This is a genomic window from Sphingomonas japonica (assembly GCF_006346325.1).
GTDB lineage: Bacteria > Pseudomonadota > Alphaproteobacteria > Sphingomonadales > Sphingomonadaceae > Sphingomonas > Sphingomonas japonica.
This window is the reverse complement of sequence record NZ_VDYR01000001.1, coordinates 2,426,068-2,450,518: the sequence shown is the minus strand read 5'-3', so window position 1 is coordinate 2,450,518 and position 24,451 is coordinate 2,426,068. Positions and strand designations below refer to the sequence as shown.

Sequence of the window (24,451 nt, the reverse complement as noted above, 5' to 3'; positions counted from 1 at the left end):
TGATATCCTAGTCCCTAGCGGGACATTGTGGCGCTGGAAAGGCGTGTTTGTGCCGGTGCCGCTCTCTACAAAGACTCCCACCTTTTCTTTCGCCGCACGATCGCTATATCCAAGGGGTCGGGCTTGCCCGGCTATGGCGATAAATTGCGGCGTGTCATAGGCGCAGCGGACCCGGGGGCAGTACCCGGCGGCTCCACCACCAACCGCCCGAAACGGCGGATGATGACGGGGCCGAACCAGGATCGACGTGTGTTGAAAAGCGCAGCTTTCGCTCGGAATGGGACCACCGCAACGGCCCATTACACAAGTGCCAATGACAATGAAGCACTCGCAATTGCGGCCTAATTCTGGATCTCACGATCTAGGTTAGAACGACAAAAGCGCGGTTGAGCGCACCGGGCAACAGAAGCGCCGCGGCGGTACGGGGAGCACCGAGCAACAGAAGCTCCCCACTCGGTTTTGTTTGCGCGAGGCTGCACTGGCCCGCTCCCCCACCCGGCCGCCCTGACAGGATATCCTATGGGCGGCCGGGTGGGGGAGCAGGCCGGCGCGGAATTACGAAACTAAGCTCGCGCGTGCGCCTCGCGCACGAACTTTGCCGTCCGCTCGACCTGCGTGATCGGCAGCATGTGGCCGCCATCGACCAGCTCCAGCCTGGACGTCCGCATCGTCGCGGCAGTCGCTTCGCCGTGGAGCGCCGGATCGAGCAGCGCATCGCTGCGGCCATAGAGGATCGATATCGGCACCGTCATTTCCGCATAACGCGGAACCAGTGCCAGCATCGCGTCGCGCGACGATCGCAGCTCGAACGATGCCGACCGGAAAGTCGCCGGCCGGATCGCGAGCGCACCGCCGCCGCGCGTGGCGAAGTCGGCGGGCACCGGCTCGGGCGCGAACACCGCCTGCGCCGCCGCGCCCGCATTCAGGGTTCCGGCCGGAACCGCCAGCGTCCACGACACGAGCCCGCGCAGCAGCGGCGGCACCATCAGCGGCGCGAACACCTTTGGCGGGGTGTCGATCGGCTGGGTCAGCGGGGCGATCAATGCAAGGCCGCGAAACCGGTCGGGTGCAAGCACCGCCGCCGCAAGCGCCACCGCGCCGCCCAGCGAATGCCCCACCAGCAGCGGCGTATCGAGCCCGAGCGCATCGGCGAAGGCAAGGATGATCCGTGCCTGCTGCGCGATGTCGGGTGCGTCCTTGCCGGTCGCGACCGAATAGCCCGAACCTGGCCGGTCGACCGCGATCACCCGGAAATCCTTCGCGAGCGCATCGACCAGGCCATAGGAAAAATGGCGCAGATTGCCGAGGAGTCCGTGCACCAGCAGCAGCACCGGCCCGCTGCCCCGGTCGACATAATGCAATCGCGCGCCGGGCACGTCGACGAAGCGTCCCTGTGCCGGAGCCATCGCCTGCGCCCCGCGCGCCGCATAAGCCGACCACAGCGCCAAGCCGCCGCCGACCGCTCCCGCCGCCGCCAGCGCCATGCCTGCCCAGGGTACGTCCTTCTTGGCGTCGCTCATCCGGTCCTCCTTCATTCCGCTGCCAGCGCAGTGTCGCGTTCCTGCGCCTGACGCATCCACATTTCGGCATAGAGCCCGCCCTTGCGCAGCAGTTCGGCGTGCGTGCCGCTCTCGACCACTTCGCCGGCATCGAGCACGACGATGCGGTCGGCATCGACCACGGTCGACAATCGGTGTGCGATGACGATGGTGGTGCGGCCACGCTCGATCTTTTCCAGCGTTGCCTGGATATCGGCCTCGGTACGACTGTCGAGCGCGGAGGTCGCCTCGTCGAGGATCAGTATCGGCGGGTTCTTGAGCAATGTCCGCGCGATCGCGACGCGCTGCTTCTCGCCGCCCGACAGCTTGAGCCCGCGTTCGCCGACGCGGGTCTCGTACCCGTCGGGTAGGCTTTCAATGAAGTCGCCGATCGCGGCGCCGCGGGCGGCTGCGCGAACCTCGTCGGCGGAGGCTTCGGCGCGGCCATAGGCGATGTTGTAGCCGATCGTGTCGTTGAACAGCACCGTGTCCTGCGGGACGATACCGATCGCGGCGCGCAGGGTCGCTTGCTGGACCTGGGCGATGTCGTGTCCGTCGATGGTGATGCGCCCGCCGGTGACATCGTAGAAGCGGAACAGCAGCCGCGCGAGCGTGGACTTGCCGGCGCCCGACGATCCCACCACGGCCAATGTCGTGCCGGCGGGCACGTCGAGGTCGATACCCTTGAGGATAACGCGTTCGGGATCATAGCCGAATAGGACATTTTCGAAGCGGACATGCCCGCTGGGGACGGCAAGCGGCTGAGCCCCGGGTACGTCGACGACTTCGGCATCGGTGTCGATCAGATCAAACATCGCGCCCATGTCGATCACGCCTTGGCGGATCGTGCGATAGACCATTCCGAGCAGGTCGAGCGGGCGGAACAGCTGGCTGAGCAGCGTCGACACCTGGATGACGTCGCCCGGCGAGAATCGCCCCGTACCCCAGCCCCAGGCGACGATTGCCATCCCGCCGCCCAGCATGATCGCGGTGATCAGCGACTGCCCGACATTGAGCATCGCCAGCGAATTCTCGCTCTTGATCGCGGCCTCGGCATAGGCGGTGACGGCGCGATCATAGCGCTCGCTCTCGCGATCCTCGGCGTTGAAATACTTCACCGTTTCGAAGTTGAGCAGCGAATCGACCGCATGGCTGACCGCGCCGGTATCGAGATTGTTCATGCGTTCACGCAGGGCGGCACGCCAGTCGGTGACCAGCCGCGTGAACCAGATGTAGACAATGATCATCGCGATCGTCGCGGCGACCAGCCACATCCCGAAATTTGACCCGAAAATCTGCAGCACCAGCGCCAGTTCGAGGATCGTCGGCGCGATGTTGAACAGCAGAAAATACAGCATCGTATCGATGCTCTTGGTGCCGCGCTCGATCACCTTGGTCACCGCGCCCGTGCGGCGTTCGAGGTGGAAGCGCAGAGACAGCCGGTGGAGATGCGCGAACACGCTGGTCGCCAGCCGCCGCGTCGCCTCCTGTCCGACGCGTTCGAACACCGTGTTGCGCAGATTGTCGAACAAGGTCGTCGAAAAGCGCGCCGCCGCATAGCCGCCGACCATCGCGAGGACGAACCATAATTCGTCGCGGCTGCCCGCCGACATCGCATCGACCGCATATTTCAGCGTGTACGACACGACATAGACCTGGACGATCTTGGACAGCAGCACGAAGCCGAGCGCACCGATGATCCGCACCTTCAGCGCAGGCGCATCGTCGGGCCACAGATAGGGCAGAAACCGCTTGATCGTCGCCAGCATCGGCCGCTCGGTCGTGACGGTGGAATCGGGGATCGGCGGCATGGCTGCCCAAGTGGGCGCTTCGCCCGGCAGATGCAACGCGCACGGTTCGTCGCAAAATCGGAACCTTCGTCGCAGACTGCCCGTTGATGGCTTGACACGGGAGAAGACGATGGAACCGCTCTATTATGTCATGGCGATCATGGGTTGTGCCGATAGCGGTGCAGCTTGCCAGGAGGCACGCGTCGAGCCGGTGAGATACGAAAGCGCAGCGACATGTCGCAGCGCGATGAACGAGGCGCTGTTGCGCAATACCGACCTGTCCTTTCCGACGATCAGCGCGGCATGCCAATCGAATACCGAGCGTATGGCGCGGACACAGGGCGATTCGTCGCGGGGGTGAAGCGAACTTCGCTGTCTGGATTCTGGCTTAGCATCTACACTTGGCAACCTCGAAATTGACTCGGGGCTGCTAAGGAACATATCATGAACACATGGATGGTCCCGCCGAGTCGATTGCCAGTTTGCGTGCGCGCATTGCCGATCTTGGCGAAACGCGGTCGTCCGCCGCAGGCGCACTATCGCCGGTCGATATCGGCGCCATCGACGCAGCGCTGGGCGGCGGGCTGGGGCGCGGCTGCCTGCACGAGATTTTCGCGATCGAGCGCGACGACGCGAGCAGCGCCGCCGGGTTTGCCGCGATGCTGGCGCGGCAGCTTGGCGGAACGCTCTTGTGGCTGCGGCTTGGCGAGGCTCAACATCGTGGCGGCAGCCTGCATGCGCCGGGCCTCAGCGAAGTCGGCTGCGACCCGGCGCGGCTGATCCTCGGCGTGCTGCCCGATCCGCTGGCATTGCTGCGCGCGGCTGGCGACATCGTGCGCTGCGACGAGGTCGGCGTCGCGGTGGTCGAGCTATGGGGCCATCCGCGCGCTCTCGACCTGACCGCCAGCAGGAGGCTGGCCATAGCGGCGCAGCAATCGGGCGTCGCCATCCTGATGTTGCGCATCGCCGCCGAACCGATGCCGAGCGCCGCGCAGACGCGCTGGACGGTCACCGCCGCACCGGCAGCGCCGCTGGCCGCCAATGCGCCGGGACGACCGGCATTCGACCTGCAACTGATCCGCCAGCGCGGCCGCCCGGCCGGCGGCGCATGGCGCGTGGAGTGGAATCGTGACCTTGGACGCTTCGAAGACCCGGCGTCGCTTTCTGGCGCTGTTCTTTCCCTTCCTGACGGCGGATCGGCTGGCGCTGGGCAATGGCGTAGAAGCGCCTGACGCCCCTTTCGTATTCACCGAAAAACAGCGCGGCGCGATGCGGATCGTCGCGGCCGACCCGTGCGCGCTGGCGTTGGGGATCACCCCCGGCACCGCGCTTGCCGATGCGCGCGCGCAGCTCCCCGATCTTGTCGCATATCCGGCCGATCCGCTCGCCGACCAGTTGCTGATCGAACGCGTCGCCGATTGCTGCGATCGCTATACGCCACTGGTGGCGATCGACCCGCCGGATGGCGTCACGCTCGACATCACCGGCTGCATCCACGCCCATGGCAGCGAAGCCGCGCTGGCCGCCGATGTCGAACGCCGCCTCGCATACTGGCCGCTGGTGCTGCGCCATGCCATCGCCGCCACGCCCGAAGCCGCGCAGGCGCTGGCCCGCCATCAGACCGCGCCTGCCGCCGACGAGCGCCAGGCGATCTTGCGGCTGCCGGTTCGTGCCTTGCGTCTCGATTCGGACAGCGAGCTGGCGCTGCGCCGTGCCGGTTTGAACAGCATCGGCGATCTCGCGCGGCGGCCGACTGCGCCGCTTGCCGCGCGTTTCGGCGAAGCGGCGACGGCGATGCTCGCGCGCATCCTGGGCGATGCCGACAGCCGCATCACGCCGCGCCGCGCGCTTCCGGCATTGCGCTTCGACCAGCGCTTTGCCGAGCCTGTCGCACGCACCGACGCGATGCTGGCGGCGATCCGCACGCTCGCCGAAACCGCCGCACAGGCGCTCGAACAGCGCGCCGCGGGCGGGCGACGCTTCGCGATCCGGCTGTATCGCAGCGATGGTGTCGTGCGCGACCTTGCGATCGAAAGCGGGTTGCCGATGCGCGATCCCGACATGCTGATGCGGCTGCTCGGCGACCGGCTCGATACGCTTGCCGATCCGATCGACCCCGGCTTCGGTTTCGACCTGATCCGGCTGGCGGTACCGCGCATCGAGCCGCTCGCGGCGACGCAGCTCCAGCTCGAGGGCGGCGCGATCGCCGAACAGGCGCTGGCGGCGCTGGTCGATCGGCTGAGCACCCGGCTGGGGCGCGGACGCATCCGCCGCTTCGTTCCCGCCGACAGCCATATTCCCGAACAGGGCGTGCTGGCATTGCCCGCCGCCGACCGGACGGTCGCCGCCACGTGGACTCCGCCGCCCGTGGGAGAACCCCCGCTCCGCCCGATCCACCTGTTCGATCCGCCGCAGCCGGTCGAGGTCGTCGCCGAAGTCCCCGACGGTCCGCCGCGCCGTTTTCGCTGGCGCCGTACGCTGCATGAGATCAGCCGTTTCGAAGGGCCGGAACGCATCGCGCCCGAGTGGTGGAAGCCGGTGCGCGGCAACCGGCTGACGCGCGATTATTACCGGGTCGAGGACGTCCGCGGCCGCCGCTTCTGGCTGTTCCGCCACGGCCTGTACGACGGCGAGACCGCCGATCCGCGCTGGTATGTGCACGGACTGTTCGCGTGAGCGACACTGTCCCCTCAAGGGCGCTGTTCGCGTGAGCGAGTTCGCCGAACTGGTCGCGGCGACCAACTACAGTTTTTTGCGCGGGGCGTCGCATCCGGCCGATATGGTCGCTCAGGCAGTCGCGCTTGGCATGGCCGGGATCGGCATTGCCGATCGCAACAGCGTCGCAGGGGTGGTGCGGGCGCACGCCGCACTCAAGCACGCACGTGCCAAGCTGATGGAAGAGCGGGCAGAGGAGATCGATTTCCGCCTGGTGGTCGGCGCGCGCCTGGTGTTCGCCGACGGCACGCCCGACATCGTCGTCTATCCGCGGACGCGGCTGGGCTGGGGGCGGCTGACGCGGCTGCTGACGCTGGGCAATCTGCGCGCGGCCAAGGGCGGATGCATCCTGCGCTTCGCCGACCTGCTCGGGCATGCCGAAGACCTGCTGCTGATCGTGCTCACCGCCAGTTCGGCGACCGAACAGGCGGTGCAGGCGCGGCCGGTTGGCTTTGTCCACGATGATGCCCCTGCGCGCCCGTTGCAGCTGGTGCCGTCGCCTGCGCCGGACACGGTCGAAGCGACGCTGGCGCAGCTGTCGAGGGTCGCCCCGGGCCGGGTCTGGCTCGGCACGGCGATGCCGCGGCGGGGCAGCGATGCGCGGCGGCTGGCGATGTGGCAGGCGGTGGCGGACACAGCCCGTGTGCCGTTGCTCGCGACCAACGACGCGCTGTACGCCACAGCCGATCAGCGCCGCCTGCACGACGTACTGACCTGCATCGAGGCAGGCACGACGATCGCCGAGGCCGGCCGCGTGCTCGAAGCGAACGCTGAACGCCACCTCAAGCCGCCTACCGAAATGGCGCGGCTGTTTCGCGACGCGCCCGGCGCGATCGACGAGACCATCCGGCTGCTCGATCGCATCGCCTTCACCCTCGACGACCTCAAATATGAATATCCCCACGAACCCGTGCCCGACGGCTGGGCACCGCAGGACTGGTTGCAGCATATCGTCCTGATCGCGGCGGACGCCCGGTATCCCGGCGGATTGCCCGGGAAACTGTGCCGCCTGCTCTACGAGGAATTCACGCTGATCCGCGAGCGGCGCTATGCCTATTATTTCCTGACCGTCCACGACATCGTCCGCTTCGCGCGCGAGCAGACGCCGCCGATCCTGTGCCAGGGCCGCGGCTCAGCGGCCAATTCGGTAGTGTGCTTCCTGCTCGGCATCACCGCGGTCGATCCGATGCGCTACGACCTGCTGTTCTCACGCTTCGTGTCTTCGGAGCGTGACGAGCCGCCCGACATCGACGTCGATTTCGAACATGAGCGGCGCGAGGAGGTGATGCAGTATATCTATCGCCGCTACGGCCGCGAGCGTGCCGGGATCGCCGCTACGGTCATCCATTACCGGCCGAGGAGCGCGGTGCGCGAAGTCGGCAAGGTGCTGGGCTTTACCGAGGACGTGACCGCCCGGCTGTCGAGCACGACCTGGGGCAGCTTCGCGCAGGCGATGGAGGAGCGGCGCTTTGCCGAGACGGGGTTCAGCCTGGCCGATCCGGCGATCGCGCAGATGAAGGATCTTGTCGACCAGATCCTGGAATTCCCGCGCCATCTGTCGCAGCATGTCGGCGGCTTCGTGCTGACGCAGGGGCGGCTCGACGAACTGGTGCCGATCCACAACGGCGCGATGGCGGACCGCACCTTCATCGAATGGGACAAGGACGATATCGACGCGCTCGAGCTGATGAAGGTCGATGTGCTGGCGCTGGGCATGCTGACCTGCATTCAAAAGAGCTTCGAGCTGATGGAGGCGGAGGGGCTCGGGCACTGGGCACTCGACAGCATCCCGCCCGACGACCCGCCGGTGTTCGATATGCTGTGCAAGGGCGACAGCATCGGCGTGTTTCAGGTCGAAAGCCGGGCGCAGATCAACATGCTGCCGCGGCTCAGGCCGCGCGCGCTCTACGATCTGGTCATCCAGGTCGCGATCGTGCGCCCGGGTCCGATCCAGGGCGACATGGTCCACCCCTATCTGCGCCGCCGGTCGGGCAAGGAAGCGGTCGAATATCCATCGCCGCATCCCGACCACGGCCCGCCCGACGAATTGCGCCAGCTGCTCGGCAAGACATTCGGCGTGCCGCTGTTCCAGGAACAGGCGATGAAGCTGGCGATCGTCGCCGCACGCTTCACGCCGGGCGAGGCCAACCGGCTGCGCAAGTCGATGGCGACGTTTCGACGGGTCGGCGGAATGGAGGATTTCGAGGCCAAGATGATCGGGGGCATGACCGCGCGCGGCTATGACGCCGATTTCGCGCGGCGCTGCTTTCAGCAGATCGAGGGGTTCGGCAGCTATGGCTTTCCCGAAAGCCACGCGCTCGCCTTTGCCAAGCTGGTCTATGTGTCGTCGTGGATCAAATGCCATCACCCAGCGATCTTCGCGTGCGCGCTGCTCAATTCGCAGCCGATGGGCTTCTATGCCCCCGCACAGATCGTCCGTGACGCGCGCGAACACGGCGTCGCGGTGCGGCCGATCGATATCGATGCCAGCGGCTGGGACAATCGCATCGAACGCGATGACGAAGCCCCTCTCGCGCTGCGGCTGGGCTTTCGCCAGATCAGCGGCTTTCGGCGCGACTGGGCCGATGCGATCGTCGCGGCGCGTTCCGAAGGCAGGTTCGACGGGATCGAGGCACTGGCGCGCCGCGCGGGGTTGCCGCAGCGCGCGCTCCGGCTGCTCGCCGATGCCGATGCGTTCGGATCGATCGATGCCGGGCGGCGCGAGGCGCTGTGGGCGGTGCGCCGCACTCCCGACCGCGAATTGCCGCTATTCGCCGCGGCGCACGCGCGCGAACTGGGCGAGGAAGCGGACAGCATGCTGCCCGAAATGTCGGCGGCCGAGCATGTCGTCGCCGACTATCAGATGACGCGGCTGTCGCTCAAAGGCCATCCGCTGCGCTTCCTGCGCGAAACGCTGGCGGCGCGCTCGATCGTCAGCTGTGCCAAGGTGACCGCGGCAAAGCCGGGCAAATGCCTGTGTGCTGCCGGGATCGTGCTGGTGCGTCAGCGACCGGGCAAGGGCAACGCGATCTTCGTGACGATCGAGGACGAGACCGGCATCGTCAATGTGGTCATCTGGGCACGGCTGTTCGAAACCTATCGCCGCCAGGTGATGGCGGCGCGGCTGATGGCGATCACCGGTGAGGTCCAGCGCAGCCCCGAGGGCGTCGTCCACCTGATGGCATCGCGCATCGACGACCTGACCCCGCTGCTCGACACGCTGGGACAGGACGCGCCGGTGCGCACGCAATTGTCGCGCGCCGACGAGTTCGTCCATCCCCAGCATCCGCGCCATGCCGGCCACCCGCGCGACATCCGCATCCTACCCAGATCGCGCGATTTCCATTAGAGTGGATTTCAGAAACGCTGACCCGGCCCCGCTGCGGCGGCACGCAGCCGCTCGACGCTCCGTTCCCTGCCGATCAGCCGGAGGAGCGCAGCCATGTCGGGGCCGTGGTCGCGCCCGGTCAGCGCCAGGCGCAGCGGCAGGAACAGCGCCTTTCCCTTGCGGCCCGTCGTCGCCTTGAGCGCGCCGGTCAGCGCCGCCCAGGGCTGGTCGCTCCAGTCGAGCCCGGCGGCGATCCCCGCTGCCTGCTCCAGCAGCGGACGGTCGGCCTCGTCCTGCCCGGCGGTGGCGATCGATCCCTCGATCACCGCCCACCAGTCGGCGGCGTCGGCGACGCGCGTCAGGTTGGGCCGCACCGCGTGCCACGCCGCCTCGCCCATGCCCGAGGGCAAGCGGTCGGCGACCGCCTGGTGGCTCAGCTGGTGGACGATCCGAGCGTTGACCGCCGCCAGCTCCTCCTCGTCGAAGCGCGCCGGGGCACGACCGAACCGGGCGAAGTCGAACGCGGCGATCAGCGGCTCGGGATCGACCAGCGGCTCCACCGGATCACTGGTGCCGATCCGCGCCAGCAGCGCCACGATCGCCTGCGGCTCGATCCCCGCGTCGCGGAAATGCGCGATGCCGAGCGATCCGAGCCGCTTCGACAATTTGCCTTCGCTGCCGGTCAGCAGCGCTTCGTGCGCGAAGGCGGGCGGCGCAGCGCCGAGCGCCTCGAACATCTGCATCTGCACCGCTGTGTTCGAGACATGGTCCTCGCCGCGCACCACGTCGGTGATGCCCATGTCGATATCGTCGATCACCGACGGCAGCAGGTACAGCCACGACCCGTCGCCGCGGCGGATCACCGGGTCGGACAGCAGGGCAGGATCGAACTGCGCATGGCCGCGGATGCGATCCTCCCATGCGATCGGTGCGGCGGCATCGAGCCGGAAGCGCCAGTGCGGGCGCCGCCCCTGCGCCTCCAGCGCGGCGCGCTCGGCATCGCTCAGCCGCAGTGCGGCGCGGTCATAGACCGGCGGCAACCCGCGCCCGAGCAGGATCTTGCGCCGCAGGTCGAGTTCCTCGGGGGTCTCGTAAGCCGGATAGACGCGGCCGCTTCGTACCAGGTCGTCGAAGCGCTCCGCGTAACGATCGAAGCGCGCCGACTGGCGCTCCTCGCCGTCGGGCTCGATCCCCAGCCAGGCAAGGTCGGCGCGGATGGCATCGACATAGTCCTCGCGCGAGCGCTCGGCATCGGTATCGTCGATGCGCAGCAGAAATCGTCCGCCGTGCCGCCGCGCCCACATCCAGTTGTGCAGCGCGGTGCGCAGATTGCCGACATGAAGGTGCCCCGTCGGGCTGGGGGCGAAGCGGGTGACGACGGATGCGGCCATCGCCGCGGTCTAGGGCGCGGGCGCACGAGCGGCAATGCCCCTTTCCCCTCCCCGGCACGCCAGCTATGCACCGCTGCGACAAGGGACAGCATAAGGGCGCGCGCGTGAAACTTCTGGCCGGAAATTCGAACCTGCCGCTCGCGCAGGCGATCGCGCACTATCTCGAGACACCGCTGACCCAGGCCAGCGTGCGACGCTTCGCCGACGAGGAGATCTTCGTCGAGATCCTCGAGAATGTCCGCGGCGAGGACGTGTTCGTGCTGCAATCGACATCCTACCCGGTCAACGACAATCTGATGGAGATGCTGATCATGATCGATGCGCTGAAACGCGCGTCGGCGCGGCGCATCACCGCGGTGCTCCCCTATTTCGGCTATGCCCGTCAGGATCGAAAGCCGGGCCCGCGCACGCCGATCTCGGCCAAGCTGGTCGCCAATCTGGTGACGGTAGCGGGTGCCGACCGGGTACTGTCGGTCGACCTGCATGCCGGGCAGATCCAGGGCTTTTTCGATATCCCGACCGACAATCTCTATGGCGCGCCGGTGATGTCGGCCGACATCCTGACGCGGTTCTCCGACAAGAACCTGATGGTGGTCTCGCCCGATGTCGGCGGCGTGGTCCGCGCCCGCGCACTGGCCAAGCGGCTCGACAACGCGCCGCTGGCGATCGTCGACAAGCGCCGCGAGCGCCCTGGCGAATCCGAGGTGATGAACATCATCGGCCAGGTCGAGGGGCGGTTCTGCATCCTGATCGACGATATCGTCGATTCCGCCGGGACCTTGTGCAACGCGGCCGCCGCGCTGAAGGCTGCGGGGGCGGAGGACGTCGTCGCCTATTGCACCCACGGCGTCCTGTCGGGCGGCGCGGTCGCGCGGGTCGAGGCGTCGGAACTGCGCGAACTGGTGATCACCGATTCGATCGGCAACCATGACGTCATCAAGGATGCGCCGCACATCCGCCACCTGACGATCGCGCCGCTGCTGGCCGAAGCGATCAAGCGCATCGCCGACGAGGCATCGGTGTCCAGCCTGTTCGACTGACCTCCACCCGTTCGTTTCGAGAGAAGTCGAGAAACGCGATCCAAGCGTCCCGTGGCGGTGTCTCGACTTCGCTCTAAACCAACGGAGAAGGAGGAGTGATCCCACTGACGACCCTCACCCCGCCTTGTCCCCCGCTCCCTCGATCAGCTGCAGCACCTCGCCGATCAGATGGCGCATGCCCGCCCGCGCCGCGTCGCCGTCGCGCTGCTGGATGGCGTCGTGGACCACGGCGTGATCGTCGATGCTGGCATTGCGTCCCTTGATGCGGTTGGTGAAGCGGATCGACGTGCGCAGCGCGGTTTCGACGACGTCGCGGAACTGCTGGTAGAACGGATTCTTCGACGCGTTGAGAATCGCGACGTGGAACGCGATGTCGGATTCGAGAGGGTCGTCGTCGCCGCGCTCGGCGGCGGTCATCCGGACCAGCCCGGCGGTGATCGCGGCGCGATCGGCGTCGTCGCTGCGCAGCGCCGCCAGCGCCGCCGCCTCGGGCTCGATCGCGACGCGCAGCTCGTTGAAATGGCGCAGCAGGTCGACCGAAAATTGCCGTTCGAGCAGCCAGCGCAGCACATCGGTATCGAACAGGTTCCACGAGCTTGCCGGCTGGACGATCGTCCCCTGACGCGGCCGCGCGCTGAGCAGGCCTTTTGCCGTCAGCATCTTTACCGCCTCCCGCGTCACCGACCGACTTACGCCGTGCTGCTTTGCGAGTTCCGCCTCGGTGGGAAAGCTGCGCTCGAGATACTGGCCGGTGACGATCGCGCGGCCGATACGGTCGAGCATGCCATAGGTCAGGTTGCGCCCGAGGATCGGCGCGGCGGGCGCGGGGCTTTCGGGCGGTGACATCGGCGCTTGCTCTCCTCTTCCCAGGCTCGACCAGGCCTTGCAAAGTCTGCCGGGTGTTTCATGCGTATCGTCGCCGGTCAGGTCGCGCTAGACAAGCGCAATAAATCTTATAAATCAATCCGGACAATGCGTCGGCGATCGATCGGCATGGCGCGGGGAACGAGGGGACGACGCCGTCATGAGCCTGAGCACCATCGATCTGGTCGTCGTCATCGTCTATGCGATCTTCATCTTCGGCCTCGCGCAGTTTGTGTCGCGCGAGAAGGGTGGCAAGGAAAAGGACACCAGCGACTATTTCCTGGCGTCCAAGTCGCTGCCGTGGTGGGCGATCGGCGCGTCGCTGATCGCGGCGAACATCTCCGCCGAACAGATCGTCGGCATGTCGGGGTCCGGCTATGTCATGGGCTTGGCCATCGCGTCGTACGAATGGATGGCGGCGATCACGCTGTTGATCGTCGGCAAGTTCTTCCTGCCGATCTTCCTCAAGAACGAAATCTACACGATGCCGCAGTTCCTCGAACAGCGGTACGGCACCAGCATTCGTACGCTGATGGCGATCTTCTGGTTGGCGCTGTATGTTTTCGTCAACCTCACCGCGATCCTCTGGCTGGGCTCGATCGCGGTCAACAAGGTCGCGGGCGTCGATCAGATGGTCGCGCTGTTCGGGCTCGGCGGCTTCGCGCTGCTGTACCAGCTGTACGGCGGGCTCAAGGCGGTGGCACTGACCGACATCGTCCAGGTCACGCTGCTGGTGCTCGGCGGCCTCACCATCTCTGCGCTGACGCTCAACGAGGTCGGCGGCGGCGCGGGCGTGTTCGCCGGTTTCCAGACATTGCTCGCGCAGGCGCCCGAGAAGTTCAACATGATCCTCGAGCCCGGCGAGGTCGGCTATCAGGAACTGCCCGGAATCGCCGTGCTGGTCGGCGGCATGTGGATCGCCAACCTCAGCTATTGGGGGTTCAACCAGTATATCATCCAGCGCGCGCTCGCCGCCAAGAACCTTGCCGAAGCGCAGAAGGGCATCGTCTTCGCGGCCTTCCTCAAGCTGCTGATGCCGCTGGTCGTCGTCGTTCCGGGCCTTGCTGCGGTCATCCTCGCGCCCGGGCTGAACCCGGCCGACGAAGCATACCCTACGATGATGCGCTATCTGCCGACCGGCCTGCTCGGCCTCGTGTTCGCCGCGCTGATGGCGGCGGTGGTCGCGTCGACCGCGTCGAAGATCAACTCGATCGCGACGATCTTCACGCTCGACCTCTATGCCAAATTCCGCAATGTGCCGACGGCGGCCGAGGATGGATCGGGCCGGACGGGGCAAGAAAAGCATTTGGTGCTGATCGGGCGCAGTTCGGCGGCAGTCGCCACCGTGATCGCGCTGTTCACCGCGCGTCCATTGCTCGGCGGGTCGGATCAGGCGTTCCAGTTCATCCAGGAATTCTCGGGCTTCTTCACACCCGGCATCACCGTGATCTTCCTGCTCGGCCTGTTCTGGAAACGCGCGAGCGAATGGGGCGCGATCGCCGCCGCGGTCGCGTCGGTCGTGCTCTCGTACCTGTTCAAGGTCGGCATGCCCGAAATGCCGTTCATCAACCGCATGGGCCTCGTCTTCGTGATCGCGCTGGTGCTGGCGATCGTGCTGTCGCTGGTCAGGCCCGGCGCGGCGGGCAGCGACCGCATCACCGCCGAGGGCGTGACGTTCCGCACGACGTCGAGCTTCAACGTCGCGGCCTTCGCGATCGTCGGCATTGTCATCGCGCTTTACGCGTCGATGTGGTGAAGCGATGACCGCGCCGTTCCTCGCGATCGACTGGGGCACCACCAACCGCCGCGTCTATCGCATCGAGAACGGCGCAGTCGCGGCGACCGAGCGCGACGACCGCGGGGTAGCGGCGATGCAGAGTCGCGGATTCGAGCAGGAGCTGGCGGCGATCCGCGAGCGCTGCGGCGACCTTCCGGTGTTGATGGCAGGAATGGTCGGCTCGACCATCGGCTGGCGCGAGGCGGCGTATGTCGCGGTGCCCGCCGGCATCGAAGTGCTTGCCGCCAACTGCCTTTCGATCGACGCCCGCACCGCCATCGTTCCCGGCATCGCTGTCGATACCGAGCAGCGCAGCGACGTGATGCGCGGCGAGGAGGTGCAGCTGCTCGGCGCGGTCGCAGCCGGACTGGTGCCGCGCGACGCGATGCTGTGCCAGCCGGGCACGCATTGCAAATGGGCGGCCATCACGCGCGGAGAGGTCACGAGCTTCACTACGGCGATGACCGGCGAGATGTTCGCGATGCTGCGCGCGCATAGCGTCCTTGCCCGCCAGATGACGGCGCCGGTCGCCGCCGGCCCGGCCTTTGTCGATGGCGTGCGCCAGGGCGCGAAGCGCGATCTTGGCGCAACGCTGTTCGGGATCCGTGCGGGCGGGGTGCTGGGACGGCTGGCCGAGGACGACGCCGCATCGTTTGCGAGTGGCGCGCTGATCGGCAGCGACGTCGCCGCGCGACTTGCCGAGGGCGGCGATCGCGATTTCCACATCCTCGCCGACCCGGAGCTCGGCGGGCTCTACCGCCTCGCCATCGAGACGCTGGGCGGCAGCGCGCGGATCGTCGACAGCCACGCCGCGTTCGTCGCCGGCATTACCGCGATCCAGGAGCTGCGCGCATGACTCATCGTTCGGAATTCGACGCCGCCTTTGCCGAACTGCCGCTGGTGGCGATCCTGCGCGGGGTCGAGCCGCACGAGGTCGAGGCGATCGGTGACGCGCTGGTCGAAGCGGGCTTCCGCATCCTCGAAGTCCCGCTCAACTCTCCCGATCCCCTCGACAGCGTCGCGCGACTGGCCCGGCGCTTCGCGGGACGGGCGGTGGTCGGGGCGGGCACCGTGCTCGACATGGCGTCGGTGCAGGCGGTCGAGGAGGCGGGCGGCACGCTGATCATCGCGCCCAACGCCAACCCGGCGGTGATCGGCGAAGCGGCGGCACGCGGTCTGGTCGCGATGCCGGGTATCGCCACTGCGACCGAAGCGTTCGCCGCGCTCGACGCAGGAGCCGCGGCGCTCAAGCTGTTTCCGGCCGAGGGCTATCAGCCCGTCGTGATCAAGGCGATGCGCGCCGTGCTTCCCAGGGACGTCCGCATCCTGCCGGTCGGCGGCGTCGCGCCCGATACGATGGGACCGTGGCTTGCGGCGGGTGCGGCCGGGTTCGGGCTGGGCTCTGCGCTGTACAAGGCGGGCATGCCGGCGGCACAGGTGCGCGCCAACGCCGATGCGTTCGTACGGGCAGTCCGCGCCTGAACCCTATTCCCGACCGAACCGCATCGCTGCCCCCGCGACGAACGGCGCGCCCGCCAGCAGCAGCAGGCTGACCGCGCCCAGCAGCTTGAAACTTCCCGCCCCGCCCTCGATCGCGCCTGCGCCGAAGATCAGCAGCGGCACCGCCAGCGGCAGCATCACGAGACCCGCCAGCGCCCCAGCACCGCGCAACCCCGCCACCAGCGCGCTCGTCGCCACCGCCAGCGCGGCCAGTGCCGGAGTGCCGATCAGCAGGCCGAGCATCACCCGGCCCAGCGCCGCCGCATCGATCCCGAACAGCGCCGCAGCGAGCAGCGCCGCGAGCAGGATCGGCGGGCCGAAGCCAAGCCAGTGCCCGACGATCTTGGCCAGCGCGACGGTCGCATCGGGGACGCCGCGCACCGCCAGTTGATCGAGCACGCCTGCCTCCATGTCGGGCGCGACCAGCCGCTCGACCGGCATCAGCGCCGCGAGCAATGCCGCCGCCCAAACCACCCCGCCGCCGATCCGCGCGAGCAGCTTGGCGTCCGGGCCGACCGCGAAGGGAAACAGGATCGCGACCAGCAGGAAGAACGCGACCGGCAGCAGCACGCCGCCGCTCGTCCATGCGCGCCGCACTTCGCGCCAGGCGAGCCGCGCGATCATGCCGCAAGCTCGATCGCGATCGCGCCCGGCATCGCGATCGGCTGATGCGTCGCCGCCAGCACGATGCCGCCTTGCGCACGGTGTCCGGCGATCAGCGCTTCGAGCGTGGTCACCGCCGCCGCGTCCAGCCCGGTCGCAGGTTCGTCGAGCAGCCAGATCCGCGCATCGCTCGCCGCGACACGCGCCATCGCCGCGCGGCGGCGCTGCCCGGTCGACAGGAAACGGACCGGCACGGGTGCCAGATGCGCCAGCCCCACGCGTTCCAGTGCGGGCATGGCAGCATCCGGACTGCCATCGATCCGCGCCCAGAAGCCGGTCGCCTGCGCCAGCGTCACCTCCCCGTCGAGCGCGGCAGTCTCCGCCAACAGCGCGCGGCTGCCGGTGCTCTCGACCATTCCGGCGGCGGGCGGGAGCAGCCCGGCGGCGATCCGTATCAGGCTCGACTTGCCCACCCCGTTCGGCCCAGTCACCAGCGCGGCGTCGCTCGGCCCAAGCGCGAACGACACGTCCTCGAAGAGCATCCGCCCGCCGCGCGCACAGGCCACCGAACGGAAGCCGAGCGCGGTCAGGCCGCGTCCTCCAGCGCATGCATCGCTTCGTCCGACAGGCCGAAATGATGCCCGACCTCGTGCACGACGACGTGATGGACCAGGGCTTCGAGCGTCACGCCGGTTTCGATCCATTCCCACAGGATCGGCGCGCGATAGAGATGGATGCGATCCGGCTCGCCGCCGCTGTCGAACGCCGATTTCTCGCCGATCGGTCGGCCGTGATACAGGCCGGTGAGTTCGATCGGCTCCTCGATCCCCAATGCATCCAGCGTCGCGTCGTCGGCGAATTCCTCGACCACCAGTACGACGTCGGCGAGATGCTCCGCAAAGGGCGCCGGAATGCGCGCGAGCGCGGCGCGCGCCAGCGCCTCGATCGTCTGCAGGTCGGGCGCGGTGCGGCCTTGCTCCATGCCCCGGTTCATAGGCATGGTGCAGCCCAACGGGCAAGGAGGGCATATGACCGAGCAACTGAGCGAGGCCGAACGGGTCGAGGCGCTGGACGGCCTGCCCGACTGGGACAATGACGAGGCGCGCGATGCGATCGTGCGCGGCTTCACCTTCGACAATTTCAGCCAGGCATTCGGCTTCATGACGCAGGTCGCGCTGATCGCGGAAAAGCTGGACCATCATCCCGAATGGTCGAACATGTGGAACCGGGTCGAGATCGTGCTGACCACGCACGACGCAGGCGGGCTGTCGGGGCGCGATATCGAGATGGCGCAGGCGATCGACGCGCTGGTCGAATGAGCTGGACGCTCCGCCGCGCCGCCGCGGACGATATCGATCGATTGGCGGTCGTCGGCGCGGCGACGTTCCTCGATGCCTTTGCGGGCGTGATCGATGGCGATGCCGTGGTCGCGCACTGCCTGGGCCAGCATGACGCCGCGACCTATCGCGCGCTGCTCGCCAAGCGCGATGCCGCCGCTTGGCTTGCAGAAATCGGCGGCGCACCCGTCGGCTACAGCCTGCTTTGCCCGCCCGACCTGCCCGGGGCGCAGGCGGGCGATATCGAACTCAAGCGCATCTACGCGCTGTCGCGGTTTCAGGGCAGCGGCATCGGCGCGGCGCTGCTGGCCCCGGCGGCGGCGCATGCCCGCAACGGCAGCGCTGCACGGCTGCTGCTTGGCGTCTATCAGGGCAATGCCCGCGCCATTGCCTTCTATCGCCGCGAAGGCTTTGCGGTCATCGGCACGCGCAGCTTCGCGGTCGGCAGCGCGACCTACCAGGACTGGGTGATGGCGCTGCCGCTCTAGGCGGACCGTGCCGCTGCCCGGAACAAAGCTGCCGATCCTGACAGCAGCGCGACGAAAAAGCCGTTGAGCACCAGCACGCCCAGTGCCCCCGGCGGTTCGGTCCCGCCGAGCCCCGCACGCAGCGTGATCGCGGCGATCAGCGCCACCGCTATCGCCGCCGACGCCATCGCGCGCACCATGCCCCCGGGCCGTCCGCGCGCCGCCATCGCGCCGATCAGCGCGATCCCGACCACGCCCGCATACATCAGGTTCGCGGGATTGCCCTCGTCGCCGATGATGCCGACCGCGGCATTGATCCACACCAGCAGGAACCCGGCCACCAGCGCGGCCGCTACGCCGGCGCGATAGGCGAGGTTGGTTGTAAAGCGAACCGCGATCTCGAACAGCATCCCCACCCCGCCGATCATCACCGCGGCGAATGCGAAGTCGGGAGCGGTCCACGGCCAGCGCGCGACCAGCGGCAGCGCCAGCAGCGCCGCCGCAAATCCCCAGCCGACGATGCGCCAGAGAATGCCGGGTTGCCGGCCGCGGTTGTTGCTGATGCCGGATGCCATCTGTCTTGCCTTTCACGATTGCGATGGCGGACAGGCTGACCGACACTGCGATGAAGGTCATGAGCGGCGGGTGAGCAATCGCTGAGCAATCGCAGCGATGCTAGAAGCGGCGACCCATTTGTCGGCGCAGCGACCCCGGCATCCAGCGCGCCGCGAACTTCAATCGCCGCGCCGTCTTGCCCACCACCGTGTGGACTGCATCGCCGTGCACCGCCCCCCATGCGGCGTCGGCAACGGTGTCCACCGGGGTCAGTTCCAGCCCCGCCGCGAGCACCCGTTGCCGCACATTCTGGTTCGATCCGGTCACGCTTGCATCGAGCAGCGGCGTCTCGATGAAGCTGGGCATCAGCGAGCGGACCTTGATGCCGTCGGCGCGCCATTCGCCGTCGAGCGCCTCGGTCAGACCGCGCACCGCGAACTTGGTCGCCGAATAGATCGCCGCGCCCGACGTGCCATAGATCCCCGCCGCCGACGCGGTGTTGAGCAGGCAGGCGCTTGGTCGCTGCTTGAGAAACGGATAAGCCGCGCGCGCGCCGTTGACGACGCCCATGAAGTTGATCGCGACGACACGGTCGATCTCGTCGTCGGGCGTGTCTACGAACGGGCCGCCGCTGGCGATGCCGGCATTGTTGAACACGACGTCGATGCCGTCCCCACCCGCAAACGCTGTAAGTTCGCGGGTCCATGCCGCGCGATCGCGGACATCCATGACGTACACGCTCGCGCCCTCGATCTGTCCGCGCACAGCACCTAGCGCGGCGGCATTCACGTCGGCCAGTCCGACGCGCCAGCCTTCGGCGGCAAAGCGCTTGGCCGCCGCAAGGCCGATTCCCGAGGCGCCGCCCGTCACGAAGATCGCCTTTGCCATGTCCGCTTCCTTTGACCTTGCCGCCGTCATCCCGCACAACGCGCGGCGATGCCAGCACAAACCGGTCCTTCGGTCGCCTTTCGCGAGGTCACCAAGCGCTATTCGGCGCGCGTCACCGCGGTCGATGCCGTCTCGCTCGAGATCGCCGCGGGCAGCTTCGTCGCGCTGGTCGGCGCGTCGGGTTCGGGCAAGTCGACGCTGCTCAAGATGGTCAACCGCCTGATCGAACCCAGCGCAGGCAGCGTCGCGATCGATGGCCGGCCGGTTGCGGACGATCCTTCGCACCTGATCCGTCGCCGCATCGGCTATGTATTCCAGAATGTCGGGCTGTTCCCGCATATGAGCGTCGGCGAGAATGTCGCGATCGGACTCAGGCTGACCGGCGAAACCGGTGCCGCCGCGCGTGTCGCCGATCTTCTCGCTCTGGTCGAGCTGCCGCCGGAATTCGCGCGGCGCATGCCGGCGGAGCTGTCGGGCGGGCAGGCGCAGCGCGTCGGGGTCGCGCGCGCGCTCGCCACCGAACCCCGCCTGATGCTGATGGACGAGCCGTTCGGCGCGCTCGACCCGGTGACGCGCGACGGGCTCGGGCAGGCGATCCGCACCCTCCACGACCGGCTCGGGCTGACGACGATCCTCGTCACCCACGACATGGCCGAAGCGCTGCTGCTCGCCGACCGGGTACTGGTGATGGACGGCGGCAGGATCGCCGCCGACGCCGCGCCGCACGCGCTGCTGGCCGGCGAAGGCGGTCCGGTCGCCGATGCGCTGGTCGCGGTACCGCGCACCCAGGCGCACCGCCTTGCCGAGCTGGAGCGCGGCGCATGACCGACGCCTTCGCGCGCGTACCCGGCCTGCTCGCCGACCATGTCCTGGTTTCGGCGGCGGCGCTGCTGCTGGGGCTGCTCGTCGCGCTGCCGCTGACCATCTGGTCGGCGCGCAGCGCCACTGTCGCGCGGGTCACGCTCGGTTTCGCCAGCCTTGTCCAGACTATCCCTGCGCTCGCGTTGCTGGCGCTGTTCTATCCGATCCTGCTCAGCCTGTCGGCGCTGGTCGGCGGCGGCATCCCGGCGCTCGGCTTCCTGCCGTCGCTGCTCGCGCTGGCGCTCTATGCGCTGCTGCCGATCCTGCGCAACGGCGTCACCGGTCTGGCGCAGCTCGACCCGGCAGTGCTCGAGGCCGCCGACGGCGTCGGCATGACGCCGCGGCAGAAATTGCGGCTGGTCGAGGCGCCTTTGGTGCTGCCCGTGCTGATGGCGGGCATCCGCACCGCGGCGGTATGGACGATCGGCGCCGCGACATTGTCGACCACGGTCGGCCAGCCGAGCCTGGGCGACCTGATCTTTGCCGGGCTGCAGACCCAGAACTGGACGCTGGTGGTCGCGGGCTGCATCGCCGCGGCGGGGCTGGCGCTGGTGGTCGACCTGCTGCTGGGCGCTGCCGAGCATGGCATCCGCGCGCGGCGGCGCTGGCAGGTGTGGGGCAGCCTCGCCGCGTTGCTGGTCGGGATCGGCATCGCGATCGTCCCCGCGCTGCCGAGTGGCGGCCGGGTCGTCACGATCGGTGCCAAGGGATTTTCCGAACAGTTCATCCTCGCGCGCCTGATCGGTCACCGGCTCGAGGACGCGGGATATCGCGTGCGCTATCGCGAGGGCCTCGGATCGGCGGTGGTGTTCGGCGCGCTCGCGAGCGGCGATATCGACGTCTATGTCGATTATTCGGGGACGATCTGGACCAACGAGATGCGGCGCCAGGACATTCCGCCACGCCCCGAGATGGTGGCGAGGATCGGCGACTGGGCGCAGGCCGAGCATGGCGTCCGGCTGCTCGGATCGCTGGGGTTCGAAAACGCCTATGCCTTTGCGATGCGCCGCACCGATGCCGAGCGCCGCGGGATCGCCACGCTGGACGATCTTGCGCGGTCATCGCCGTCGCTGTCGTTCGGCACCGATCTCGAATTCCTCGAGCGTCCCGAATGGGCCGCGATCAAGCGCGCCTATCCGCTGCGCTTCGCCGCGGCGCAGGCATTCAACCCCACCTTCATGTATCGCGCGATCGCGGGCGGGCGGGCCGACGTCATCTCGGCATTCAGCTCCGACGGCCGCATCGCCGCGCAGGACCTCAAGGTGCTGACCGATCCCAAGGGCGCGATCCCCGGCTACGACGCGATCCTGATGGTCGCGCCCGATCGCGCCGACGATGCGCGCTTCGTCGCCGCGCTGCAGCCGCTAGTCGGCGCGATCGACGTCGAGGCGATGCGCGCGGCGAACCTCCAGGTCGATCGCGACGTGGACAAGACGAGTCCCGATGCCGCGGCGCGGTGGCTGGCGAAGCGGGCGGGGTTCGATCCTTCCAGCTAGAAATTCGTTCGTTTCGAGCGAACGGGGTAGAAACCAACCGACTGCGCCCGCGTCAGTCGTCCTCATCCACCACCGGCGGCGGGACGTGCTCGCGCGGGATCGTGTCGAGCCCGGCATCGAATGCCCGCACCGCCGCTTCGACCGTCGCCACCGAGCGCGCGTAGAAGTCGAGCGGCACCTTGTCGAACGTGTCGCTCGGCTGATGATAATCGGGATGATCCTCGACCCCGAAATAGACGAAGGGAATACCTTTGAGGTGAAACTGATAATGGTCGGACCCGTCGATCCACACGTCCGAGCCTTCCCAAGGTGGCCCCTCATGCCCGAATTTCAGCGTCACCGGTGCGGTCTTGGCAAGGTCGTCGAGGATCGACTGCACCACCGGCCAGCTCTGCCCGCCAACGGCATAGAGCTCGCCCTTGTCGCTGCGCGAGATCATGTCGAGGTTGATGTTGAGCGCGATGCGATCGAGCGGTACCGGCGGGTCGGCGACGAACGCCTTCGACCCGAAATAGCCCAGTTCCTCCCCGTCCCAGAATGCCAGGATCGTGCGATGCCGCGGCGGATCGGCCTTGAGCGCGGCAGCCACTGCGAGCAACCCGGCGACCCCCGAGGCATTGTCGTCGGCGCCGGGGTAGAGCTTGCCCTTGCGAAACCCCCAATGATCGTAATGCGCGCCGAGCACGACTACCCGGTCGCTGGTCATGTCGGTGCCCTCGATCACCGCCAGCAGGTTGGTACCGCGCACCGTCCGCTTCGGCTCGCGGACGGCAAACGGGCGCTCGTATCGATTGTAGAGCGGCCCGACCCCGATCGCGCGGAGCCGATCGGCGATGTATTCGCGCGCTCGCTCCGACCCGATCGTCCCCGGAGCGCGCCCTTGCATGCGCGCGCTCGACAGGGTCCGCAGATCGTCGACCAGCGCCGGCGGGACGTCGTGGACAGGCGGCGATGCGGTAAGAACGAAGGCAATGGCAAGCGACTGGAAAATCACGACTCGACCCCAAAAAGCAACGGTCAGTCGTCCTCGTCCTCGAACCCGACCAGGTCAAGCGCGCGTGCCTTGATCTGGTGCAGCCCGCACCAGTGCACCAGCGCGTCCTCCCGGCCGTGCGTCACCCACACCTCCTTGGGGGCGATCTCGCGGATGGTGGTGGTCAGTTCGTCCCAGTCGGCATGGTCGGACAAGAGGATTGGCAGCTCGATGTTGCGCTGGCGCGCACGCTGGCGCACGCGCATCCAGCCGCTGGCCATCGCGGTGATCGGATCGGGCAGCCGCCGCGACCAGCGATCGTTGAGCGCCCCCGGCGGTGCCAGGATGATGCGTCCGGCCAGTTCGGCCTTGCTCGCCTCGGTCGCCGGGCGCAATTCGCCCAAATCGATGCCATGCGCGACGTACAGGTCGCACAGGCGCTGCAGCGCGCCGTGCAGGTAGATCGGATCGTCGAACCCCATCACCCGCAATTCGCGGATCACCCGCTGTGCCTTGCCCAGCGCATAGGCGCCGACTAGGATGCAGCGATCGGGTTCGGCGCGCAGTGCGGCCAGCAGCTTGTCCATCTCGTCATGCGTCTCGGGATGGCGGAACACCGGCAGTCCGAACGTCGCCTCGGTGACGAAGATGTCGCACGGCACGACCTCGAACGGCGCGCAGGTCGGATCCTCGCGGCGCTTATAGTCGCCCGACACCACCACGCGCTCGCCGCGATGGTCGAGCACGATCTGCGCCGATCCCAGTACATGGCCGGCAGGCACGAACGACACGTCGACCTCGCCCACCCGCAAGGTCTCGCCATAGCCGACCGGGCGGCCGCTCTGGTCGCCATAGCGGACGCCCATGATCGCCAGCGTCTCCGGCGTCGCCCACACTTCGCCATGCCCGCCGCGCGCGTGATCGGCATGGCCGTGCGTCACCAGCGCGCGCGGTTGCGGCACCGACGGATCGATCCACGCATCGGCGGCGGGCACGTAGATGCCGGTGGGGTGAGGTTCGATCCAGTCGCCTAAACGGGTCATCGGCGCGATATGGCGCGTTGCGCCGCGAATCCAACCGGATCGAACTTCCCGGGTGGTACGTTGACGCAGCGACACAATGAGGAACGCGCCATGTTCGATACTTCGAGCCTGTGGGGAGTGCTGACGATCGTCGGGCCGGTCGTGCTGGTCGTCGCGATCGTGTGGGCGATGCGCAACAACCGCATGACCAAGGCGCAGGAAGCCGCGAACGAAGCCGCAACGCGGGCGATGTACGAGGAGCAGGATCGCCTCGACAAGGCGAACGAAACCCGTTGATCGCCGCGC

General features: G+C 67.9%; 24 protein-coding genes and 1 other RNA gene. 14 read left to right on the top strand and 11 right to left on the bottom strand.

From position 1 onward, the window contains the following. Positions 1-78 precede the first annotated feature (78 nt). Positions 79-418, top strand: a transfer-messenger RNA (tmRNA) gene (ssrA, locus tag FHY50_RS12085). Positions 419-563: 145 nt separating this feature from the next. On the opposite strand, the gene FHY50_RS12080 is transcribed toward ssrA, so the two are convergent. Both FHY50_RS12080 and FHY50_RS12075 read right to left on the bottom strand, forming a co-directional pair. Next, positions 564-1,520 carry an alpha/beta fold hydrolase gene (locus tag FHY50_RS12080; RefSeq protein ID WP_140230951.1) on the bottom strand — a complete coding sequence of 319 codons (957 nt, stop codon included), beginning with the start codon at positions 1,518-1,520 and terminating at the stop codon, positions 564-566. Between the two features lie 11 nt (positions 1,521-1,531). Continuing rightward, positions 1,532-3,349 carry an ABCB family ABC transporter ATP-binding protein/permease gene (locus FHY50_RS12075; protein WP_180345120.1) on the bottom strand — a complete coding sequence of 606 codons (1,818 nt, stop codon included), beginning with the start codon at positions 3,347-3,349 and terminating at the stop codon, positions 1,532-1,534. Between the two features lie 109 nt (positions 3,350-3,458). On the opposite strand from FHY50_RS12075, the gene FHY50_RS12070 reads away from it, so the two are divergent. The 4 genes from FHY50_RS12070 (at position 3,459) to FHY50_RS12055 (ending at position 9,392) form a co-directional block, all read left to right on the top strand. Continuing rightward, positions 3,459-3,689, top strand: coding sequence for a hypothetical protein (locus FHY50_RS12070; RefSeq protein ID WP_140230950.1), 231 nt, complete (start codon positions 3,459-3,461; stop codon positions 3,687-3,689). Between the two features lie 91 nt (positions 3,690-3,780). Then, the gene (locus tag FHY50_RS12065; protein WP_140230949.1) at positions 3,781-4,560 is read left to right on the top strand and encodes an ImuA family protein; all 780 of its coding nucleotides are present in this window, start codon (positions 3,781-3,783) and stop codon (positions 4,558-4,560) included. Beyond that, positions 4,457-6,004, top strand: coding sequence for a Y-family DNA polymerase (locus FHY50_RS12060; RefSeq protein ID WP_140230948.1), 1,548 nt, complete (start codon positions 4,457-4,459; stop codon positions 6,002-6,004). The genes FHY50_RS12065 and FHY50_RS12060 overlap by 104 nt, the downstream gene beginning before the upstream one ends. Continuing rightward, positions 5,982-9,392, top strand: coding sequence for an error-prone DNA polymerase (locus FHY50_RS12055; RefSeq protein ID WP_140230947.1), 3,411 nt, complete (start codon positions 5,982-5,984; stop codon positions 9,390-9,392). Before FHY50_RS12060 ends, FHY50_RS12055 begins: the two co-directional genes overlap by 23 nt. A gap of 8 nt (positions 9,393-9,400) precedes the next feature. On the opposite strand, the gene gltX is transcribed toward FHY50_RS12055, so the two are convergent. Further along, positions 9,401-10,762 carry a glutamate--tRNA ligase gene (gene gltX / locus FHY50_RS12050; RefSeq protein ID WP_140230946.1) on the bottom strand — a complete coding sequence of 454 codons (1,362 nt, stop codon included), beginning with the start codon at positions 10,760-10,762 and terminating at the stop codon, positions 9,401-9,403. A gap of 104 nt (positions 10,763-10,866) precedes the next feature. On the opposite strand from gltX, the gene FHY50_RS12045 reads away from it, so the two are divergent. Further along, entirely contained in the window at positions 10,867-11,802 is a 936-nt protein-coding gene (locus FHY50_RS12045) for a ribose-phosphate pyrophosphokinase (protein ID WP_140230945.1), read from the top strand. Between the two features lie 114 nt (positions 11,803-11,916). Here the strand turns inward: FHY50_RS12045 and FHY50_RS12040 are convergent, their stop codons facing one another. Continuing rightward, positions 11,917-12,648, bottom strand: coding sequence for a FadR/GntR family transcriptional regulator (locus FHY50_RS12040; protein WP_140230944.1), 732 nt, complete (start codon positions 12,646-12,648; stop codon positions 11,917-11,919). A gap of 178 nt (positions 12,649-12,826) precedes the next feature. Between FHY50_RS12040 and FHY50_RS12035 the strand changes: the two genes are divergently transcribed. Genes FHY50_RS12035 through FHY50_RS12025 form a run of 3 tightly spaced genes read left to right on the top strand, consistent with a single transcriptional unit; the run spans position 12,827 to position 15,925 of the window. Further along, positions 12,827-14,422, top strand: a complete 1,596-nt coding sequence (locus FHY50_RS12035; RefSeq protein ID WP_140230943.1) for a sodium/sugar symporter — start codon at positions 12,827-12,829, stop codon at positions 14,420-14,422. 4 nt (positions 14,423-14,426) lie between these two features. Then, a complete protein-coding gene (locus FHY50_RS12030; protein WP_140230942.1) occupies positions 14,427-15,299 on the top strand; it encodes a 2-dehydro-3-deoxygalactonokinase in 873 nt (290 codons plus the stop codon). Further along, a complete protein-coding gene (locus tag FHY50_RS12025; RefSeq protein ID WP_140230941.1) occupies positions 15,296-15,925 on the top strand; it encodes a 2-dehydro-3-deoxy-6-phosphogalactonate aldolase in 630 nt (209 codons plus the stop codon). The genes FHY50_RS12030 and FHY50_RS12025 overlap by 4 nt, the downstream gene beginning before the upstream one ends. Positions 15,926-15,928: 3 nt before the next feature. On the opposite strand, the gene FHY50_RS12020 is transcribed toward FHY50_RS12025, so the two are convergent. The 3 genes from FHY50_RS12020 to FHY50_RS12010 are packed head-to-tail and all read right to left on the bottom strand — an operon-like array spanning position 15,929 to position 17,528. After that, a complete protein-coding gene (locus FHY50_RS12020; protein WP_140230940.1) occupies positions 15,929-16,567 on the bottom strand; it encodes a heme exporter protein CcmB in 639 nt (212 codons plus the stop codon). Next, positions 16,564-17,112, bottom strand: a complete 549-nt coding sequence (gene ccmA, locus FHY50_RS12015) for a heme ABC exporter ATP-binding protein CcmA (protein ID WP_337250275.1) — start codon at positions 17,110-17,112, stop codon at positions 16,564-16,566. The genes FHY50_RS12020 and ccmA overlap by 4 nt, the downstream gene beginning before the upstream one ends. 20 nt (positions 17,113-17,132) lie before the next feature. Next, the gene (locus FHY50_RS12010) at positions 17,133-17,528 is read right to left on the bottom strand and encodes a metallopeptidase family protein (protein ID WP_140230938.1); all 396 of its coding nucleotides are present in this window, start codon (positions 17,526-17,528) and stop codon (positions 17,133-17,135) included. 46 nt (positions 17,529-17,574) lie between these two features. Between FHY50_RS12010 and FHY50_RS12005 the strand changes: the two genes are divergently transcribed. Together FHY50_RS12005 and FHY50_RS12000 are read left to right on the top strand one after the other, a co-directional pair. Then, positions 17,575-17,865, top strand: a complete 291-nt coding sequence (locus FHY50_RS12005; RefSeq protein WP_140230937.1) for a 4a-hydroxytetrahydrobiopterin dehydratase — start codon at positions 17,575-17,577, stop codon at positions 17,863-17,865. Further along, on the top strand, positions 17,862-18,371 hold the full coding sequence (locus FHY50_RS12000) for a GNAT family N-acetyltransferase (protein ID WP_140230936.1): 510 nt from the start codon (positions 17,862-17,864) through the stop codon (positions 18,369-18,371). Before FHY50_RS12005 ends, FHY50_RS12000 begins: the two co-directional genes overlap by 4 nt. Here the strand turns inward: FHY50_RS12000 and FHY50_RS11995 are convergent. Then, positions 18,368-18,925 (bottom strand): hypothetical protein, encoded by a 558-nt coding sequence (locus FHY50_RS11995; protein ID WP_208402842.1) that lies wholly within the window; start codon positions 18,923-18,925, stop codon positions 18,368-18,370. The genes FHY50_RS12000 and FHY50_RS11995 overlap by 4 nt on opposite strands. A 100-nt stretch (positions 18,926-19,025) precedes the next feature. Then, the gene (locus FHY50_RS11990) at positions 19,026-19,793 is read right to left on the bottom strand and encodes an SDR family oxidoreductase (RefSeq protein WP_140230935.1); all 768 of its coding nucleotides are present in this window, start codon (positions 19,791-19,793) and stop codon (positions 19,026-19,028) included. Positions 19,794-19,841: 48 nt separating this feature from the next. Here FHY50_RS11990 and FHY50_RS11985 point away from each other — a divergent pair, with 48 nt between their 5' ends. Further along, positions 19,842-20,618, top strand: a complete 777-nt coding sequence (locus tag FHY50_RS11985; protein ID WP_140230934.1) for an ATP-binding cassette domain-containing protein — start codon at positions 19,842-19,844, stop codon at positions 20,616-20,618. Then, on the top strand, positions 20,615-22,150 hold the full coding sequence (locus tag FHY50_RS11980; protein WP_140230933.1) for an ABC transporter permease/substrate-binding protein: 1,536 nt from the start codon (positions 20,615-20,617) through the stop codon (positions 22,148-22,150). The genes FHY50_RS11985 and FHY50_RS11980 overlap by 4 nt, the downstream gene beginning before the upstream one ends. A 52-nt stretch (positions 22,151-22,202) precedes the next feature. Here the strand turns inward: FHY50_RS11980 and FHY50_RS11975 are convergent, their stop codons facing one another. Both FHY50_RS11975 and FHY50_RS11970 read right to left on the bottom strand, forming a co-directional pair. After that, positions 22,203-23,144, bottom strand: coding sequence for a M20/M25/M40 family metallo-hydrolase (locus tag FHY50_RS11975; RefSeq protein WP_140230932.1), 942 nt, complete (start codon positions 23,142-23,144; stop codon positions 22,203-22,205). A gap of 23 nt (positions 23,145-23,167) precedes the next feature. After that, positions 23,168-24,166 (bottom strand): ligase-associated DNA damage response exonuclease, encoded by a 999-nt coding sequence (locus tag FHY50_RS11970; protein ID WP_140230931.1) that lies wholly within the window; start codon positions 24,164-24,166, stop codon positions 23,168-23,170. 90 nt (positions 24,167-24,256) lie between these two features. Here FHY50_RS11970 and FHY50_RS11965 point away from each other — a divergent pair, with 90 nt between their 5' ends. Next, on the top strand, positions 24,257-24,442 hold the full coding sequence (locus tag FHY50_RS11965; RefSeq protein WP_140230930.1) for a hypothetical protein: 186 nt from the start codon (positions 24,257-24,259) through the stop codon (positions 24,440-24,442). Positions 24,443-24,451 lie beyond the last annotated feature (9 nt).